The 18,350-nt window shown below is 61.7% G+C and carries 17 protein-coding genes; 14 read left to right on the forward strand and 3 right to left on the reverse strand.

Features of this window, described 5'->3' with window-relative positions; all coding sequences use genetic code 11:
• Positions 1–100: 100 nt before the first annotated feature.
• A complete protein-coding gene (locus tag C3Y91_RS37965; RefSeq protein WP_027688305.1) occupies positions 101–301 on the forward strand; it encodes a hypothetical protein in 201 nt (66 codons plus the stop codon).
• 31 nt (positions 302–332) lie between these two features.
• Here the strand turns inward: C3Y91_RS37965 and C3Y91_RS17285 are convergent, their stop codons facing one another.
• On the reverse strand, positions 333–1,253 hold the full coding sequence (locus C3Y91_RS17285) for a GNAT family N-acetyltransferase (protein ID WP_027688306.1): 921 nt from the start codon (positions 1,251–1,253) through the stop codon (positions 333–335).
• Between the two features lie 262 nt (positions 1,254–1,515).
• On the opposite strand from C3Y91_RS17285, the gene argE reads away from it, so the two are divergent.
• The 13 genes from argE to C3Y91_RS17350 all read left to right on the forward strand — a co-directional run bounded on the left by argE (position 1,516) and on the right by C3Y91_RS17350 (position 16,286).
• Complete coding sequence (argE, locus tag C3Y91_RS17290; protein ID WP_024319630.1) at positions 1,516–2,637, forward strand: acetylornithine deacetylase; 1,122 nt, start codon at positions 1,516–1,518, stop codon at positions 2,635–2,637.
• A 27-nt stretch (positions 2,638–2,664) separates the two neighbouring features.
• Positions 2,665–3,588: a 2-hydroxyacid dehydrogenase gene (locus C3Y91_RS17295; RefSeq protein WP_168575618.1), complete on the forward strand. Its 924-nt coding sequence runs from the start codon at positions 2,665–2,667 to the stop codon at positions 3,586–3,588.
• Between the two features lie 25 nt (positions 3,589–3,613).
• On the forward strand, positions 3,614–3,967 hold the full coding sequence (locus C3Y91_RS17300; RefSeq protein WP_130658043.1) for a cupin domain-containing protein: 354 nt from the start codon (positions 3,614–3,616) through the stop codon (positions 3,965–3,967).
• A gap of 123 nt (positions 3,968–4,090) precedes the next feature.
• Positions 4,091–5,554 (forward strand): aldehyde dehydrogenase family protein, encoded by a 1,464-nt coding sequence (locus C3Y91_RS17305; RefSeq protein ID WP_168575619.1) that lies wholly within the window; start codon positions 4,091–4,093, stop codon positions 5,552–5,554.
• Positions 5,555–5,563: 9 nt separating this feature from the next.
• Complete coding sequence (locus tag C3Y91_RS17310) at positions 5,564–6,607, forward strand: tartrate dehydrogenase (protein ID WP_168575620.1); 1,044 nt, start codon at positions 5,564–5,566, stop codon at positions 6,605–6,607.
• 15 nt (positions 6,608–6,622) lie between these two features.
• Positions 6,623–8,080, forward strand: coding sequence for an NAD-dependent succinate-semialdehyde dehydrogenase (locus C3Y91_RS17315; RefSeq protein WP_168575621.1), 1,458 nt, complete (start codon positions 6,623–6,625; stop codon positions 8,078–8,080).
• A gap of 224 nt (positions 8,081–8,304) precedes the next feature.
• Positions 8,305–10,260: an SARP family transcriptional regulator gene (locus C3Y91_RS17320; protein ID WP_168575622.1), complete on the forward strand. Its 1,956-nt coding sequence runs from the start codon at positions 8,305–8,307 to the stop codon at positions 10,258–10,260.
• Between the two features lie 41 nt (positions 10,261–10,301).
• On the forward strand, positions 10,302–11,330 hold the full coding sequence (locus C3Y91_RS17325) for a phosphatase PAP2 family protein (protein WP_168575623.1): 1,029 nt from the start codon (positions 10,302–10,304) through the stop codon (positions 11,328–11,330).
• A 33-nt stretch (positions 11,331–11,363) separates the two neighbouring features.
• A complete protein-coding gene (locus tag C3Y91_RS17330; RefSeq protein ID WP_130663834.1) occupies positions 11,364–13,058 on the forward strand; it encodes a S8 family serine peptidase in 1,695 nt (564 codons plus the stop codon).
• 103 nt (positions 13,059–13,161) lie between these two features.
• Complete coding sequence (locus tag C3Y91_RS17335) at positions 13,162–14,745, forward strand: aKG-HExxH-type peptide beta-hydroxylase (RefSeq protein WP_130663835.1); 1,584 nt, start codon at positions 13,162–13,164, stop codon at positions 14,743–14,745.
• Entirely contained in the window at positions 14,745–15,704 is a 960-nt protein-coding gene (locus C3Y91_RS17340; protein ID WP_024319622.1) for a ThiF family adenylyltransferase, read from the forward strand. The genes C3Y91_RS17335 and C3Y91_RS17340 overlap by 1 nt, the downstream gene beginning before the upstream one ends.
• Positions 15,701–15,898, forward strand: coding sequence for a hypothetical protein (locus C3Y91_RS17345; RefSeq protein WP_128460671.1), 198 nt, complete (start codon positions 15,701–15,703; stop codon positions 15,896–15,898). Before C3Y91_RS17340 ends, C3Y91_RS17345 begins: the two co-directional genes overlap by 4 nt.
• 82 nt (positions 15,899–15,980) lie before the next feature.
• Complete coding sequence (locus tag C3Y91_RS17350) at positions 15,981–16,286, forward strand: DUF982 domain-containing protein (protein ID WP_027688317.1); 306 nt, start codon at positions 15,981–15,983, stop codon at positions 16,284–16,286.
• A 76-nt stretch (positions 16,287–16,362) separates the two neighbouring features.
• On the opposite strand, the gene C3Y91_RS17355 is transcribed toward C3Y91_RS17350, so the two are convergent.
• Complete coding sequence (locus C3Y91_RS17355) at positions 16,363–17,637, reverse strand: NAD(P)/FAD-dependent oxidoreductase (RefSeq protein ID WP_168250230.1); 1,275 nt, start codon at positions 17,635–17,637, stop codon at positions 16,363–16,365.
• A 13-nt stretch (positions 17,638–17,650) separates the two neighbouring features.
• The gene (locus C3Y91_RS17360) at positions 17,651–18,319 is read right to left on the reverse strand and encodes a haloacid dehalogenase type II (RefSeq protein ID WP_018072931.1); all 669 of its coding nucleotides are present in this window, start codon (positions 18,317–18,319) and stop codon (positions 17,651–17,653) included.
• Positions 18,320–18,350 lie beyond the last annotated feature (31 nt).

Below are 18,350 nucleotides of genomic sequence, written 5' to 3' on the forward strand. Positions count from 1 at the left end.
CTGATCGTGACTATGCCGAAATCCGGTTTCGTAACGACAACGGCTCCCGCGCCGCACGGATGTTCGAGTTGCGCTGACGATGGGGAGGCGAGTGGCGATCATGGACAACGACCCGGCAGGAAAAACCTGGTCGGAATGGTATGCGTGGCATCCTGTCTTGCCGATCGATGACTCAGTGTACTGGCTCGAGACCGTATACCGACGGGAAAGTCCGGAAGGTTTCTGGCAATATCGTTCGTTCCGGCCCGAATGTGAGCGCCGGCAGGCTCTGATCGACATGCCGGTCTGTCCCGGCGCTTAAAACCCGACAACGATCGCCAGCTAGGCTTGCGTCAACCGAGCGCCTGGCTGACGAGCGCATAGGTTCTCGGCTCATGCGCTGCCTGATGTCCCGAAACCGGAAGCCAAGGCCCGCCGAGCGACATGGTCGTCACGATGTCGTAAACGGGAAGACCGCAGCGAGAGAGGAACTCGGAAAAGGTCCCGCCCTGCTCGCGTGTGTCGAGGCGCAGGAACGATCCTGCATGCTCAGCCGCATGCGGGCGGACGACGGCGATCGCGTCCGCGTCACTGCGCGCCACAATAGGACCGATGACATGGCCACGCCCGAACCGCCGGCAAAGCGAGAAAGCCTCGATCCTGCCGGCGCGGGTCAACACGATGCCTTTGGAATTTGCCATCAGCCGAGCCAGGAGCAGCTTGCGATCGGTGCCGAAGGCCACGCAGTCCAATTCGGCGATCGCTTCCAGATCGCCAGCCTCCACTGCCCGTATCACCGCACCGGACGGCAGCTCCACATCCGGCGGCGAGACCGCTTCGCCCTGGCATTGAAAGACGAGCGCCTCGCGAACAAAGTTCAGGGAACGATAGAGACGTCGCGCTGCACGCGTCGCATTCAGCCCGAGGTTGCGCCCGGCGACCTGTTCCAGCGCGTGGCCCATGAGCCATTGCCCGGCGCCATTTGTTTGAAGACGCGGCGAGGTGATGACCATACCGATCGTGGCAAATTGCGCGTCGTAGGGAAACCACATCGCAGAGCCCAGGATGCGGCCGATGTCATCGATCGCCACGATGCCCTGGCCGAATTCCCGCAAGAACTGCCAGTCTTCGCCACGATGCGGCCAGGCGACGGTCATCGACAGCGCATGCAACTGGTCGAGGGCAACGCTGTCGATCCCGGCAATGTGCGTCTCGAAACTATCGACGAACCTGGATTCGGATGTCAGTTCACTCACTCCCACCCCCTGCCGCATTTTTCTGGCCAAGCCTGTGCCCGGAAACTTCTCTGCCGAGACTAGAACAGATCGTTCGATACAATTCACTGGTGAGGCCGGCGCAAACACAACAATCGACCAAATCGGCTGCGCTTTCGGCAAATAAAGCCTGGGCCGTCCTCTAAAGTCATTGGCTAGGCCCGACCGGCCGCAGTCGTCGTTCACCGTGAGAACCTGGAATGTCGCCTCCCGTCAGCCCAGTTGCAAGCACCTCGAAGATCCGCGCACTGTGAGGAATCCCATGCAGGCAATTGAAATTCTCGAAAGGCTCGTTGGCTTCCCCTCCGTCGTCGGCACGCCGAACGGTGAGATCGTGGCGTGGATCCGGCGCTATCTGCAAAGCCACGGCGCTGTCGTCACGGAGCTTCCCGGCCCGGAGGGAGACCGGTCGAACCTCTTCGCCACCATCGGCCCGAGGGAAACGCCAGGCTATATCCTCTCAGGCCATATGGACGTGGTCCCCGCCGCCGAGGGCGGCTGGACCAGCGATCCGTTCCGCCTGCGGGCCGAAGCGGACCGCCTCTACGGTCGCGGCGCCACCGACATGAAGGGCTTCCTGGCCGCCGTTCTCGCGACCGTCCCAGCGCTTGCTGCCATGCCGCTTCGCCAGCCCGTCCACCTTGCCTTTTCCTATGACGAGGAGGCCGGCTGCCGCGGCGTGCCGCACATGATCGCCCGCCTGCCGGAGCTCTGCGCAGCCCCGCTTGGCGCGATCATCGGCGAGCCGAGCGGCATGCGGGCAATCCGCGCCCACAAGGGCAAGGCCGCCGCCCGGCTGACGGTCAGGGGCCAGTCCGGCCATTCCTCGCGTCCGGACCTGGGACTGAACGCAATCCATGCCATCACCGATGTTCTGGCCTGCGCTCGCGCCGAAGCTGAATACCTCACCTCCGGCCCATTCGAGCATGTCTTCGAACCGCCCTACTCCTCGCTTCAGGTCGGCACGCTGAAGGGCGGCCAGGCGGTCAACATCATTCCCGACAGCTGCGAGGCCGAGTTCGAAGCGCGGGCCATTTCCGGCGTCGATCCCGCCACTTTGCTGGCGCCGCTCCGAGCATCGGCCGAGGCGCTGTCGCCGCTCGGCTTCCAGGTGGAATGGCGCGAACTCAGCGCCTATCCGGCGCTTTCGCTTGCCGCCGATGCGCCGCTTGCGGCCCTGCTTGGCGAACTGACCGGTATCGAGCCGCTCGCCGCCGTTAGCTACGGCACGGAGGCCGGCCTTTTCCAGCGCGCGGGCATCGACGCGATCATCTGCGGCCCCGGCGACATCGGCCGCGCCCACAAGCCGGACGAATTCATCCTCACCGGCGAACTGCTCGCCTGCCAGGCGATGATCGAGGCGCTTGGCCGCCGCTGCGCCTGATGACATCGAGATCAAGGAGCCGACGCAATGACTTTTCTCTTCAATTCCGATGCGAAGCGCGGCGCCATCTTCGCCGAAGCCTTCGCGCGCGAAATGCCCGACATTGCTTTTTCCATGGATCCCAACTCGATCGAACCAGACGCCGTGCGCTACCTGATCACCTGGACGGTGCCGGATGATCTCGCGCGCTACCGCAATCTCGAAATCCTCTTTTCGATCGGCGCGGGTATCGACCAGTTCCGCATTGATGCCGTGCCTGCGTCGGTCAAGGTCGTGCGCATGGTCGAGGAGGGCATCATCAGGATGATGCAGGAATATGTGACGCTGGCAGTCCTTGCGCTGCACCGCGACCTGCCGACCTATCTCCACCAGCAGCGGCGCCGGACCTGGCAGGCGATCGCTCCTAGGCAGGTCTCCGAACGCCGCATCGGTGTGCTCGGCCTCGGCATGCTTGGGAGTGCCGCGCTCGAACGTCTGCAGCCCTTCGGCTTTCCGCTTTCCGGCTGGAGCCGCAGCCCGCGCGAGATCGACGGGATCCGGTGCCTGAGCGGCCGCGACGGCCTCGATACTCTGCTTGCAACCACCGACATTCTTGTCTGCCTGCTGCCGCTGACGGATGAGACGCGCGGCTTCCTGAATGCCGAGCTCTTCGCCGGATTGCCGGCTGGCGCTGCACTCGTCCATGTCGGCCGCGGCGCTCAGCTCGATCATCAGGCGCTCGTCGACGCGCTCGACGCCGGGCATCTCTCCGGCGCCGTCGTCGACGTCACCGAGCCGGAACCGCTGCCTGAGGACCACGCCTTCTGGAGCCATCCGAAGATCCTGCTGACGCCGCACATTGCGAGCGTCACCCAAGCTGAAACCGCCGCGGCGGCCGTGATCGGCAACATCAAGCGGCACCAGGCCGGCCTCGATCCGATTGGACTGATCGATCGCAGCCGCGGCTACTGAGTTCTCAACCTAGGAAAGCAATATCATGTCCCTCCTCAAGACGATCGACACCAACCCGACCTTCGCGCCGCGCGAGTCCGGTCCACTCCCAGAACGGCTGATCGCGGGCAATCCGGCTTTCAAGACCTGGGCGCAGGATGTCGCCCGCAGCGAAACGGTTCATAGCGGCGTGTGGGAAGCTACCCCCGGCGAGACGCGCTCGATCAAGGGTGAGACGTTCGAGTTCTGCCACATCCTTTCCGGCCTGATCGAACTCACGCCGGAAGGCGGCGAACCGGTGGTCTACAAGGCGGGCGACAGCTTCGTCATGAAGCCGGGCTTTATTGGCGTCTGGAAGACGATCGAGACGGTACGCAAGATCTACGTGACCGTGACGTGACGCCGTAGATTTGACTGCCGCAGCGGCGAAAACGCAATTTTTCGCCGCTGCGGCACAGTCGGTCGATGCATGCTGCTCGCGTTCCCCAGTTAGGCTTGTCTCAGCCCATCCCGAGGACATGCGATGACACTCAGCTTCGATCCGAACACGATTTCCCTGCCCGTCGGGCATTTCATCGGCGGCCGGCTGGTTCCGGCCGAAGCCGTCATCGACATGCACCGTCCATCCGACGGCAAGGCCTATGCCGGCTGCCCGCTGGCCGACGAGGCGCTTGTCGACCACGCCGTCGAAACCGCCAGAGAAGCGTTGAAGACGAGCAATTGGGGTGGCGTACGGCCACGCGAGCGCACCGTGGCGCTGCAGCGCTGGGCGGACCTGATCGAAGCCGAGGCCGAGACCCTCGCCATGCTCGAAGCGCTCTCCTCGACACGCCCTGTTGGTCATCTTGTCGCCGGCGATATCGCCGTCACCGCCGAACAGATCCGTTTCTTTGCCGAATTCGCCGACAAGGAGGGCGGCGATCTCGTTCCGACCGACGACGCGAATTTTGGCATGATCATGACGGAACCCTATGGCGTCGTCGGCGCCATCACGCCCTGGAATTTTCCCTTGTCCATGGCCGGCTGGAAGCTCGGTCCGGCGCTGGCGGCAGGCAATGCGGTGGTGTTGAAGCCATCGGAAATGACGCCGTTTTCGACGCTCTATCTCGCCGAACTTTCGGTGCGAGCCGGCCTGCCGGCCGGTCTCGTCAACATCGTGCTCGGCGACGGCCCGACCACCGGAAATGCGATCACCGGACATGCCGGCATCTCCAAGATCAGCTTCACCGGCTCGACGGCAGCCGGCGCGGCGATCATGACCAATATCGCCCGCACCGGCGTCAAGCCGATGACGCTCGAACTCGGCGGCAAGAGTCCGCAACTGGTCTTCGCGGATGCCGATCTCGAGCTTGCGGCGGGCGCAATCGCCGGCAGCATTCTCTCCAACGCCGGTCAGGCTTGCGTTTGCGGATCCCGCCTGATCGTCGAGGCGAAGGTGGCGGACGCGCTCGCGGGAGCACTTATCGAGAGGCTGGCGGCCATCCGCCCCGGCCCCACCTGGGATGAGGCGACTGACTATTCGCCCGTCATCTCCGAACGCCAGATCGCCCGCATGGACGGTATCATCCGTGCCGCCATCGACGACGGCGCCGAATGCCTCACCGGCGGCCGCCGGCTCGACCGCGAAGGCTATTTCTACGCACCGACTCTGATTTCGGGGGTGACGGCAACATCGCCGGCAGTTCTGGAAGAGATCTTTGGACCGGTGCTGACCATTCAGACCTTCGAGGACGAGGAGGAAGCGCTGAGCCTCGCCGACCATCCGGCCTACGGGCTCGCCGCCGGCCTCTTCACCCGCGATCTCTCGCGTGCCATCCGCGTGACGCGCCGCCTTCAGGCCGGCACCGTCTGGGTCAACCGCTACGGCCGCTCGCGCGACCATATCCTGCCGACCGGCGGCTACAAGCAGTCCGGCATCGGCAAGGATCTCGGCCGCGAAGCCTATCTCGCCAACCGCAAGAGCAAGAGTGTGCTCATCAGCCTGTGAGGACCTGCGATGAAAACCTACAAGATCGCCCTTCTGCCCGGAGACGGGATCGGCCGTGATGTGACGACGGCGGCCTGGGCCGTGCTCGAAAAGGCCGCTCAATCGAACGGATTTTCTCTTGATGCAACCAGCTATCCCTGGTCCTGCGACTACTATCTGGAGAATGGCAGCATGATGCCCGCCGATGGCATCGAAACGCTCAGATCCTTCGACGCCATCCTGCTCGGCGCCGTCGGCTGGCCTCGCAAAGTGCCGGATTCCGTATCGCTGCACGGACTTCTGCTGCCGATCCGCAAGGCTTTCGTGCAATATGCCAATATCCGCCCGCACCGGCTGCTGCCGGGTGTGCAGGGGCCGTTGCGGTCTGACGGCTTCGACATTCTCTGCATTCGTGAAAATACCGAGGGCGAATATTCCGGCGCCGGCGGCCGCGTCCACCAAGGCACCGATAATGAGGTGGCGGTGGAGACCTCGATTTTCACCCGCAAGGGAGTCGAGCGCATCCTGCGCTTCGGCTTTGAGCAAGCACGGGCGCGACGCAGCAAGCTTGCCTCGGTGACGAAGTCCAACGCGCAGAAATATTCGATGGTCTTCTGGGACGAGATCACCCAGAGGCTTTCTGCGGAATATCCCGATGTCGAGGTGACCAGCTACCATATCGACGCCATGGCCGCCCGCATGGTCATGGCGCCTGATAGTCTCGACGTCGTGGTCGCCTCCAACCTGTTCGGCGATATTCTGACCGATCTCGGCGCCGCCATCCAGGGCGGGCTCGGCTTTGCAGCCTCCGCCAATATCAATCCCGATCGCTCGGCGCCATCGATGTTCGAACCGGTCCACGGCTCCGCGCCCGATATCGCTCATCTCGGAATCGCCAATCCGATTGCCGCGATCTGGTCGGGCGCGATGATGCTGGAGCATCTCGGAGAAATGGCTGCGTCAGGAAAGGTGATGGCCGCCATCGAGGCGACGACGGCACGCGGCATCGGCGCAATTCCCGGCAAGGACAAGACCGACGCGATCACGGCATCGGTGCTTTCGGCACTTGGCTGATCAATGGAGAACAGAATGAACGGATTAAGGGATAGCAGCCTGCTTCGTCAGCAAGGGCTGATCGACGGAGAATGGCGGGGAGCAGCAGCAGGACGTACGATCGAGGTGATCGATCCGGCGTCCCAGCATGTGCTGGGCACGGTGCCCGACATGGATGGAGCCGATACCAGAACGGCGATCGCGGCGGCGGAAAAGGCCTTCGGTCCATGGCGCGCAAAGACCAATGCCGAGCGCGGCGCGTTGCTGGAAGCCTGGCACGATCTGATGCTCGATAATATCGAGGATCTGGCGCTGATCCTCACCAGGGTGCAGGGCAAGCCGCTGACGGAAGCGCGTGGTGAAATCCACTACGGCGCCTCCTTCATCAAATGGTTTTCCGAGGAGGCGCGCCGCATCGGCGGAACGACCATTCCTTCGCCGACGGCGGACCGGCGGATCGTCGTTCTGAAGGAGCCCGTCGGCGTGTCGGCGATCATCACGCCGTGGAATTTTCCGAATGCGATGATCACCCGCAAGGTCGGGCCGGCGCTCGCCGCAGGCTGCACCGTCGTCGTCAAACCATCGGACCTGACCCCCTTTTCGGCGCTGGCGCTCGGCGTATTGGCGGAGCGCGCCGGCATCCCCAAGGGGGTGATCAATATCGTCACCGGCATGCCGGCCGGCATCGGCGATGAACTGATGGCGAACCAAACCGTCCGCAAGATCTCTTTCACCGGCTCCACCCGCGTCGGCTCGCTGCTGATGCGCGGCGCGGCCGACAGCGTCAAGCGGCTCAGCCTCGAACTCGGCGGCAACGCGCCCTTCATCGTCTTCGACGACGCCGATCTCGATCTGGCCGTGGAAGGTGCGATCGCCTCGAAATTCCGCAATGGCGGGCAGACCTGCGTCTGCGCCAACCGCCTTCTCGTCCAGTCCAGTGTCTACGAGGCCTTTGCCGCCAGACTTTCCGCGCGCGTATCGGCCATGAAGGTCGGGGCCGGCACGGATGCCGGCACAGATATCGGACCGATGATCAACAGAGCGGCGATCGAGAAGATCAAGCGTCATGTCGACGATGCGGTGGAAAAGGGAGCAAGGATCCTCGCCACCGCAGGTTCCGTGCCTGAAGGCGATCAATATGCGGTACCGATGGTGCTCGGCGGTGCGACGACCGAGATGCAGCTTGCCAGCGAAGAGACCTTCGGACCCGTTGCCCCGCTTTTCCGTTTCGACAGCGAGGAAGAGGCGATCCGCATCGCCAACGCTACGCCCTTCGGGCTTGCGGCCTATTTCTACACCGGGAGCCTGAAACGCTCTTGGCGTGTCGCCGAAGCGCTCGAATTCGGGATGCTCGGCCTGAACACCGGGGCGATCTCGACCGAGGTCGCTCCCTTCGGCGGCGTCAAGCAGTCCGGCCTCGGCCGAGAAGGCGCCCAATGCGGCATCGAGGAATATCTCGAAATGAAGAGCTTCCACATCGGCGGGCTCGCCTGACTATAGGGAAACAAAGCGCCGGGAAATCATCCCGGCGCTGGATGATCGGAACGACGGTCGATGCTCCTGCTGGAGCAACTCCGACACGTCGTTTCGAATACTCGGCAGCCTTTGGCAGATTCCTGCAAAATTACGGCGCCTAAAACAACATTTCTTTGACGCTGCTTTGACGGCGGGGTGCTACGGCCGGTTTGCGAAGTTGCGCAGAGGGATTTCAACCGGTTATGCTTCAGTTCGATCATCGCCATAGCATAGATTTACATTTCGCAATCCCGGTTTCCCTTCCCGGTTGCTTGCCAGACGCCGCAGTTGTGGCAGACTGGTTCCCGGATGCTAGGTTTTCCGGCCGCCAAACGAGCGTATCGGAGGCAACGGGGGCGGGGCCGGTGGATCGCATGAACAAGGAGCACGATCCGTTTCGGATGTTCCTGCTCGGGCCTTTTGCCCTTGTGGACGCTGGGGGGCGGTCGGTTACTCCGAAATCCAAAAAGGCACAGGCTCTTCTGGCGATGCTTGCATTGTCCACCCGGGGCTCGCGCTCGCGAATCTGGCTTAGGGACAAGTTATGGAGCGATCGCTCCGACGACCAGGCGGCAGCCAGTCTGCGCCAGGCGCTTTTGGACATTCATAAGAGTCTGGGGCCGGCACGTGATCTCTTGATTGCGGATAAGAATACCGTTTGGCTGGATACGGACCGACTCGTGCTCGATACCGACCTGGTGGTTCGGACGGAGCGGTCTCCGGATCAAGTCACCGACGAATTGCTCGAAGGTATCGACATCCGCGATCCCGAATTCGAGGATTGGTTGGCGCTGGAACGGCAAAACTGGTATCGCCGCCTCGATGAAGGACAAGTCCACGATGTATTCGAGCCGCGACAGCAGCCGAGCCGCGATATCGCCAAACATTCCGCCCTGCTGCCTTTAACAGGCGCCCCGGATACGCCGAGAACAGGCAAACCCGTAGACATCGCCAGCAGCGACCCCTATCGGCGGCGGGTCGGCGGTGAATGGCAATGGATGATGGTTCTTCTGTCCCCCATCATGGTGGGTGCCGGAGAGGGCGGACAAATTGCTGCGACACGGTTCCAGAATCTCATTGCAAAAGCCATCGCCGATGGGCTGGGCTTTGGCGTCACCGACCTCTCCTTCACCTTGCCGGATATTGAAGAGAGCGAACAGCAGATCAGCCTTCCCCTATGCCTACAGCTTCGCCTGACGTTTGATGGTGACATGGTGCTGATCGAACTGGTGATGAAGCACCTGATCAACAACCGTATTCATTGGCTGGGCAGTCAGGCAATCAACCGCACGCAGTTCGAGCGGGGCGAGTTCGGCATCGCCGCTGCACTAATCAGCCAGGCCGTCGATCAACTGGCCTATTTCCAGGAGATCCAGGCAACCGACAGCCGATTGTCGCAGGACGGTCTCCTGATCGACGCCGTCAATGCGATCTTTCGGCTGTCGCGCGACGACCTCGATAACGCGGAGCGGCGCCTGGAAGAACAGATCCAGTATCAGCCGCGGTCATCGACTTTTGCCTGGCTGTCATTCATTCGGACTTTCCAGGTCGGCCAACGCTTCAACGCGCTGGACGCGCATCTGATCGAGCAAGCCCAGGCCTATGCGCGCAAGGCGCTGGAACTCGATCCGCAGAATTCCGTGTCGCTCGCGCTCGTCGGCCACGTCCATTCGTTCTTGTTCGGCGAATACGACTATGCGGCCAACCTGTTCGAAAAATCGATCCGCCTGAACCCGGCCCTGCCGCTCAGCTGGGATCTCTATGCGATGCTGCACTGCTATGCAGGCCAGCCCGACAAGGCGGTGGCCATGGCGCGTTGGGTACAAGAGCTCGGCGTCTACAGCCCGCATAAATATTACTTCGATACGACCAAATGCATTGCGGCAGCGCTTGCGGGCGATCATGCCGCAGCCATAGCTGCAGGCGAAGAAGCCCTCCGGGCACGGCCGAACTTCAACAGTCTGCTGCGCTATCTTGCCTCCAGTCACGCCCATTCTAACAATCTCGGCGGCGCGCGGGATTACCTGCAGCGTCTTGAGGCGGTCGAGGGCGGCTTCTCCATCAACGCCTTCCGCGGCAGCGGCTATCCGCTGCTCGACACAGGCGGCGGGCAGATCTTGATCGACGGCCTGCTCAAGGCCGGCGCCAAGCTGCGCTGAACTCCGGACAAATCTTCACATCATCGCGCAAGGAGGCTGCAATGGAAGCGGACACTACTGAGGAATCGCAATCGAAAATTGTTTTATTTCTAAACAGTTATAAATTCAGGATTGAGCCGGATACGGTCCTTCCATGCGAACCCAGGGACGATGCCGGTGCTGATCCTCTCGCCGGTGCATCACCGGCTGCAGCCGATGCAGCCTCCGGGGCTGTGCTTTTCCTCGGCACGGATGACGATGGATCGCCCCTGCCCGGGCCCATGATGGCGACGATGGCCGTAGCCTCGGTCCTCAACAAGAGCGTCGCAAACAAGTCGGTGCTCAACAAGGCGTCGCTGAACAAAAACAAGAACAAAAATAAGAATAAGAACAAGAACAAGTCGACGATGGATGGCGGCAGCCTCGGCGTGTCGCAGCTTATCCCCTCCTTCGAGCTGCGCAGGCTGCACCAGCAGCCGTCACGCAACGCCTATACCGCGGCGCGGCGCTTCACCTGGGAAAAGCTGGATATACTTCCGCCCCCCGGCCCGGATTATACCCGCCTCGAAACGACGGTGCTGCTCTCCATGCAACACCGCGACCGCGAACGTGTGCGCCGCCTGCCCGACATCCAAATCGAGTCGACGATCTCCGTGGGGGAATTCACCCGCGCATTGCATATCGAGGATCTCGGCGGTTTCGAGCAGACGGAAGGCCTTTTCCAGGCAATCCTGACGGCCTGCGAATATGTCGGGCTGATTTACAAAAGCCAGTTCAACCGGCTGCGGCCAAACCAGTTCGAGCCCATGCTGCGGCCATTGCTGGCCGTGCCGGTCCACGAGTCCTATCCCAGCAACCATTCGTTCCAGTGCTTTTCGATCGCCTTTGCGTTCTCGACGATCCTGCCGGAACATCCGGCCACCGACGAGCTTGCCCGCATCGCCCAGAACGTCGCCGAAAATCGCGAATGGGCCGGCCTGCACTATCCGAGCGATACGCAGGCGGGGCGAGATCTCGCCCGGCGCTTCGCTCCCTATCTCCACGACGCGTTCGGCCCTCTGTTCCAGGCCGTACACGACGAATGGGTCTGAATTCTCCAGCTGCTGCTCAACAGGGTTACAACCATGACGGATCAAACACAAATGCCTGAGCCCGCACCGATCAACTACTATTATCTCTGGCACCTGACCGCCCTTGGCGTAGTCGACGCAGAATACGGATCGGCTCCGCCGGCACCTCCAGCGCTCGATGCGAGCGCCGCACGCGCGCTCCCCGATCCCCTCATCACCGGCACGGTCTGGGACGCTATCGCTTCCGCCGGCCCGTTGCGACCCGCACGGGTCGCGCTGATCGATGTCGGCGTATCTCCGGATCATCCCAATCTGGCAACCCGGCTTGACCGGGAGGCGTCAATCGATTTGACGACCCATCGTTACGGTGCGCGCGTGCTCGAAATTCTTGATACGACCACGTCCTTCGACCGCGAGGAAAGGCGTGCCTTCTTTGCCGGGCTCAACATCGCTCCGCTCGGCAATATCGGCCTTTCGAATGACGACCGGGACTATCTCGGTGATCTGGTTGCCGAATACGCCGCGTCGGAAGGGGTACTCCGGCGGCTCTACAATCCGGAATCGCTTTTTGCATCGCATGGTACCTGCTGTGCCGGGCTGATCGTCGGCGAACCCGCCGTTGTTGCGGAAGAAGGCACGCCAAGCCTTCCGCCGGAAGGAGCCTTCTATGGGAATGGCGACGAGCTGCGCACCAGCGGCAATCGCAATGTCATCCCCTATTTCGGCGTTGATCCTTTCTCAAGGCTCATCTCGATCAGAACGTCCTTCGAAGACGATGTCAGGCAGTTCATTGCGGCCTTTCTTTATGCCTATCATCAGAAAGCAGACGTGATCGTCTTGCCGCGCGGTCTGCCCGACCCGAAACGCAGCATCGTTGATCCGAAGAACGAACTGAAGGCCGACCTGGAATTATGGAAAAACCAGGATGCCGCCAATCTGTTCACGCGCATTGCCGTTGCTGATCAGGGTGGGCCTGAACTGGAGCCGAAGGCTGCGCAGAAAGGTTCCAATCCGGATCGCCCGTGGCATGTCCTCAAACAACTCATCCTCGCCATCAGCCGGCACATCCCGATCGTCTGCGCCGCAGGAAACAGTGGCGAGAGCCAGCTGATCTATCCGGCAAGTCTTGCTGCCGACAACAATGGCATCATTGCAGTTGGGGCCGTTACCGTCGAAGGTTTCCGTTCGGGCTACAGCAATTACGGCGAAGGATTGACGGTAGTCTCCCCCTCTGACGACGGGGAGGTCTTCAACAGGCATCAGTTGCGCCTCGACCGGCTTTCTCCGTTTGCCGCGCAGCACGACTACAGCGCTTTTCGAACGCGGGAATACTACTATTCGCACTTCTCGCTGCTGACGACGGACCTGCCGGGGATTTTCGGCTATAATCAGGGCTCCGATCCGTGGTCGGCCATCGTGCCGTTCGGAACCAATCCGGGCATCGGGGGCGGCTACTACACCCCCTTCGGGGGCACATCAGGCGCGTCGGCGCAGGTGGGTGGGCTATGCGCCCTGATACAGCGGGCCTACAAAAGCCACCACAATCCCGGTGACCGCCTCTCGGGGCTTCAAGTGAAATCAATTCTGAAGACGGCATCCCGCCTGGACGCCATTGTCGCGCCCGGAACGAGGAAATTGACGGCGGATTGCATGAACGCCGAGAGCGAGGACGCCGTCGAGATGGCCTATTTCTTTGGAGCGGGCCTGCCAAATGCGCGGGCGGCGGTCCAGGCGGCTCTGGCGATCTGACTGCTGCGGCTGCGTTATCCAAATTCCAAGCCTCCTCTATCGAGGGGGCTTTTTCTTTGTTTACGCCTTTTTTACGGATTTTTAACGCGAAACTGGCGGGCGAATGACGCCCCTGGGGAATAGTGCCTCTCAACCGACGAAGCACAACGTTCCGATGCCGGGCAAAGTCGTCCCGAACTCCGGCATTTTTGCCCGAGATGCAACCTTGATCCGCCCGAAGACAAACTCATGGAGGCTGCCGATGTCCGCGTCCCGCATACACCAATTGGCAGATGAGGCGCGCCTCCTGCTCAAGCGCAATCCCCTGATGGCAAGTTCCGTCTCCCTGCAGCGCGTGGCAACACGCAACCTTTTGAAGCGACGCTTCCAATATGGCCGCACGCTTGCGGCGGCTTCGAAGCTCGCCGGTTGTTCGGCTGGGGTAGAGGCACTGTCAGGTTATTTCCCCGACCTTGCAGATGGCGGATACACTCGCCTGCCGGAGCTTCCGCCAGCGGTTGCCGGACCGGTCGGCGCCGACCCTTACCGTTCATCCGTACTTGCAGCCTGGATGGGTGCGCTCGCGCGCAGTCTGGAATGGCAGGCAGCCCGCCCCGATGTGCAGGTCGTCGGCCGCTATCTGCAGCCGGATCTGATCGCATCGGATCTTGAACTCGAACGTCAGACAGCGTGCCGGCTCTCTTGCGGCATCGGCCTCGTGCACATCGAAAGTCCGGCGCGAAGCCGTATCATGCAAGCCCTCCTCCGCCAATGCATGCCGGACTATCCCCGGCCCGGCTATCCGATCACCGACGATGCGGAATTGGATCGAATCGCCGACCATCTGGAGAAGGCCTTCGCATTGATCGCGGACTTAGACGAGTACGGCCATCAGCGTCTGATCGCCGGCCTACACACGCTTTACGTTGGCGTGCGGCGCGAACCGCAGTGCTCCTTTTCGAGTTCGAACGAATTGCCGGGCAGCGCGCTCATCGTCCTTTCCAGAGAGAGGTTGCGCGCCGGCGATCATGCCGCGACAGCGGCCCAACTGCTTCATGAGGCGGGGAATATCCTGCTCGGGTTCTATACGACCTCGGCGGCGGCATCCCTGCCCGGCGAGTTCCAGTATGTTTCCCCATACAAGAAGGACCTACAGACGCTCGAGAGCATCCTGCATACGGCCTACACCATTCCCTGGGAGTGCGCCTTGCGCATGGCATGCCTATCCACCGAGTCGGATCTTGAGCGCCGCGCCCGGAAAGCGGCATTCATAATCGCCTATGCCGCGCGGCAAGTCCCGCTCATCGACATAGCTCGGAAAGGTATCGAACGTCTTGGCGGCGATGTCCTCCTCGACCTCCCAGACATCGCCGCCATTCCTTCCTGGAGCAGTCGGATCTTGTTCCTCGTCGGCCAGTTGCTTGCCGAAGAACCCATTGCGCACCGGCAGGCGCATCTTGCCGAGCGCCAGCGAGTTCTCGATCGCCAAGCCTGGGATATCGGACAGATGCTGCTGCGCGGCAAGGAGCCGATCGATCCTCGGATGGGCCGGCGAGAGGTCGATGACAGCGGCGACAATGTCAGCCTCTGGTACGACGGCAAATTCCACGTGATCGCGAAGACACCCGACCATGCGATGGGCGAGGATTACGGTCACTACGCCGCGACGATCCGCGGAGTTGCGCCCACCGAGATGGAGGCGATCTGATGGTCAATGATCAGTCTAGACGATTGTCAACGGCAATCCGTGCGCCCGTCGACTTCCCGAACTTCTTCGCCCACAGCCTGGGGTGGGGCGGCAGAGGGGCTCTGTTCACCGGCAATAGTGCTGATCCTGTCGAGGAACGGAGCCCCAATGTTACCGGGCCTGCATTCGGGGTCTCGTTGGAGGGTTCCAATATGCCGGATGAGGACGAATATATCTCCACCGCATTGGATCACGACGACGCCTTCCTGACGCCTCTTCGCCATCGTCAACGCGACTTCGCAGGTTTTGGCGAAATCGACTTCGTCATTATCGGATGCGGCGGCTTGGGCTCGCAGATTGCCATCCAGCTTGCGGCCCACGGCGCGCGCCATTTCTATCTCGTGGATGCCGATCGTATCGACGAGGACAACTTGAACCATGTCCCATGGGCGAGCGAAGCTGATCTCGGCCGGCTGAAGACGGACAAGCTGGCGACCTGTCTGGCCGCGTGTTTCTCGGCCAATGTGTTCGCGCTGCCGGAATTTGCGGAAGGGGCCGCAGCGCTCCGATTGATCGCAGATTACGCCCACAATCCGTTCGTCGTTCTCGCCGGCGACGATTCTCATCCGGCCCAGGAGTTCCTGACGGCCTGCCACGCATCGAAAGCCGGCCTGCCGCCCCATCTGCATGTCGGCCGCTCCCAAGCACATGGCATGGCAGGTTCCTCGGTCGCAGTGCATGAGGACGCATGTCCCGTCTGCCATTGCACCGCCCAGGTCGCAACCGACGACGGCTTTCTCGCTCCACCGGCCGCTGCCGAGAACGCATTTATCGCCGGCCTTGCCGTATCGCGGATTGCCCAAAAATGCCTTTCGAGACACTCGGCCGCACAGGGACGCCGATGGATATTGGACCTCAAAAGCAATCAGGCCGAGCTGCGTTCTCTCTGCAAACACCCCGAATGCAAGGTATGTCCATGAACACGCTATTTTCGTCGGGATATTGTTGCTCCGTTGGCGCAACTGCCGGAAAGAACGATGAGCTGACGATATCCGAAGCTCTTTGCGATCCACTGATCGCCATGGTGATGCGCGCCGATGGCGTGACCTCTGAAGAATTCAAGCGACTCCTTGAGGCGGCAGCCCGTGAGCTAAAAGCCAATCTGGCTAACTGATGGTTGACGAGCATGTGTGGCCAATCCCGGTGCGAAACCATGGCCCGGCATTGGCACTGGCCGCCCCGCGGAGTTCAGCACAATGAGATTCGATATGTTGAGAAACTTCCCAACGATAATTCTTGTTTTTGCCGAAGGGAAAGATCGCAGAGTGATCCGTACCGCTCGCGAGGCTGCCCAACTGTTGCTGAAGGAATGGCCCATCGACGATGGTGAGGAATTCTTCACGGCGGTGAGAACCTGTTTGGAGGTTCTTACCGGAGATACCGAGCCCGAGATATTGCATGAGGCGATCGTCCGCGCCGCATATGAAGCGGGTATTGCAGCCATCACGACTGATAACAGCCTTGGTGTTCTCAGGATCTATCCAGTCAGCCAGGTCAGATAGTTGACCGCGCGCAGGTACTCATCGCAATCCTGCCCCCATCGAGCCGCTTCGGCTGCAATCGGACTGATCCGGCCCGTTACTGGAAGCGATCGAGCGTCTTGTAATAGAGCCCGACGAGCGGCAGGAACCACGGCTTTCCGAAATGGCCGGGGACGGCCGGCCAGTCGAGCCCCTTGATTGGGTTACGGTCGGTCTTGCCGAGGATGGAGTCGGCCATGATCATGCCGAGATGGGTGGAGAGCTGGGCGCCGTGGCCGGAATAGCCCATGGCATACCACACGCCGTCGACATAGCCGGCGCGCGGATAGCGGTCCTTCGTCATGTCGACGAGTCCGCCCCAGCAATAGTCGATCTCGACGCCGGCAAGCTGCGGGAAGATTTCAGCCAGGCTGGCGCGGAGAATGTCGCCGCTCCTTGCGTCCGAGCGCTGATCCGACGTGGCGGAAAACCGGGCGCGGCCGCCGAAGATCAGCCGGTTGTCCGGCGACAGCCGGAAATAATTACCGATGTTCATCGACGTGACACAGGTGCGGTTACCCGGCATCGCAGCGGCGATTTCGGCGTCGGTCAGCGGACGCGTGGCGATCAGGAAGCTGCCGACGGAAATGATCCGGCGGCGGAAATAATTAAAGAGCGACGGCGTATAGGCGCCTGTCGCAACCAGCACGTGGTCTGCGGTGACGGTGCCGCGTGCGGTCGTCAGGCTGTGGCGACCGTTGCCCTGCCGGTGGGCGGTCACGGCTGCCTTTTCGAAGATGATAGCGCCGTGACGCGCGGCTGCCGTGGCGAGCCCCGCGACATAGCGGCCCATATGCATCATCGCGCTCTTCTTCGAGAGCATGGCGCCATGGAAGGGCGACCCGACCTCGCTTTTCAGGTCACCCGCCGTCAGAAGCGCCGTGTCCGGATCGACCTCTCTATGAACGGCCTCGAAATTGCGGGCAATGGCGTCGAAATGCTGCGGCTTGGAAGCAAGCTTCAGCTTGCCGGCGCGGCGGAAATTGCAGTCGATTCCCTCTTCGGCAATGATCGCCTCGATCGTATCGATGGAATCGTCGAACGCCTTGTAGAGGGCGACGGCTCGCTCCACGCCGAGTGCTGATTTGGCGGACAGGAAGCTATGGGCGAGGCCGTTGTTGAGATGGCCGCCATTGCGTCCCGATGCCCCCCAGCCGACCCGTTCGGCCTCCAGCACCACGACCTTGACGCCGGCCTTTGCAAGCTGGCGCGCCGCGGCAAGCCCGGTGAAGCCGGCGCCGATGACGGCGACGTCGTAATGTCCTTCGACGGGGCCTTCAGCGGCGCCGGCAAAGGCTGGAGCCGTGTCGTGCCAGTAGGATTCGAACTGCATCCGCGTCTCTCCGTCAGAGCCCGACGACGCCAGGCAGGCCCGAGATGTCAGGAATTTCGACATAACCGTAATAGGGATTGGCCGGCTCATGGCCGCGATTGACCCAAACCTTGTTCTTGATGCCAAGATCGTGGGCCGACATCAGATCATAGCGGAAGGAGGACGAGCAATGCAGCACGTCTTCCGGCCCGCAGCCCAGCATATCGAGCATATATTCAAAGCCCTTGAAGCGTGGCTTGTAGGACTGAGCCTGCTCGGCGGTATAGACCGCATGGAAGGGCGCGCCCAGTTTTTCGACGTTCGACATGATCTGCGAATTCATGGCGTTGGAGAGGATGACCAAAGGGATTTCCTTGGCGACCTTGGCAAGACCGGCCGGGACATCCGAATGCGGCCCCCAGGTCGGAACCCGCTCATAGATCATCCGGGCGGCTTCGTCGCGAAATGTCACGCCGTTGCGCTTGCATGTCCGCTCGAGCGAATTGTGCACCACCTCGGCATAGGGTTTCCAGTCGCCCATGATCTCGTCGAGGCGATAGGCAGCGAAATTCTTGATGAACTCCGCCATGCGTGGCTCGTCGAGCTCTTCACCGTAGAGATCGCGTGCCGCTTCCGCCATCTGAAAGTTGGTCAGCGTGCCGTAGCAGTCGAAGGTGATGTATTTCGGACGGAACGTCGTCATTTGCGTATCCTTGAGCGATCGGAACTGGGGA

It is taken from the genome of Rhizobium ruizarguesonis, from assembly GCF_012349115.1.
GTDB classification, from domain to species: Bacteria; Pseudomonadota; Alphaproteobacteria; order Rhizobiales; family Rhizobiaceae; genus Rhizobium; species Rhizobium ruizarguesonis.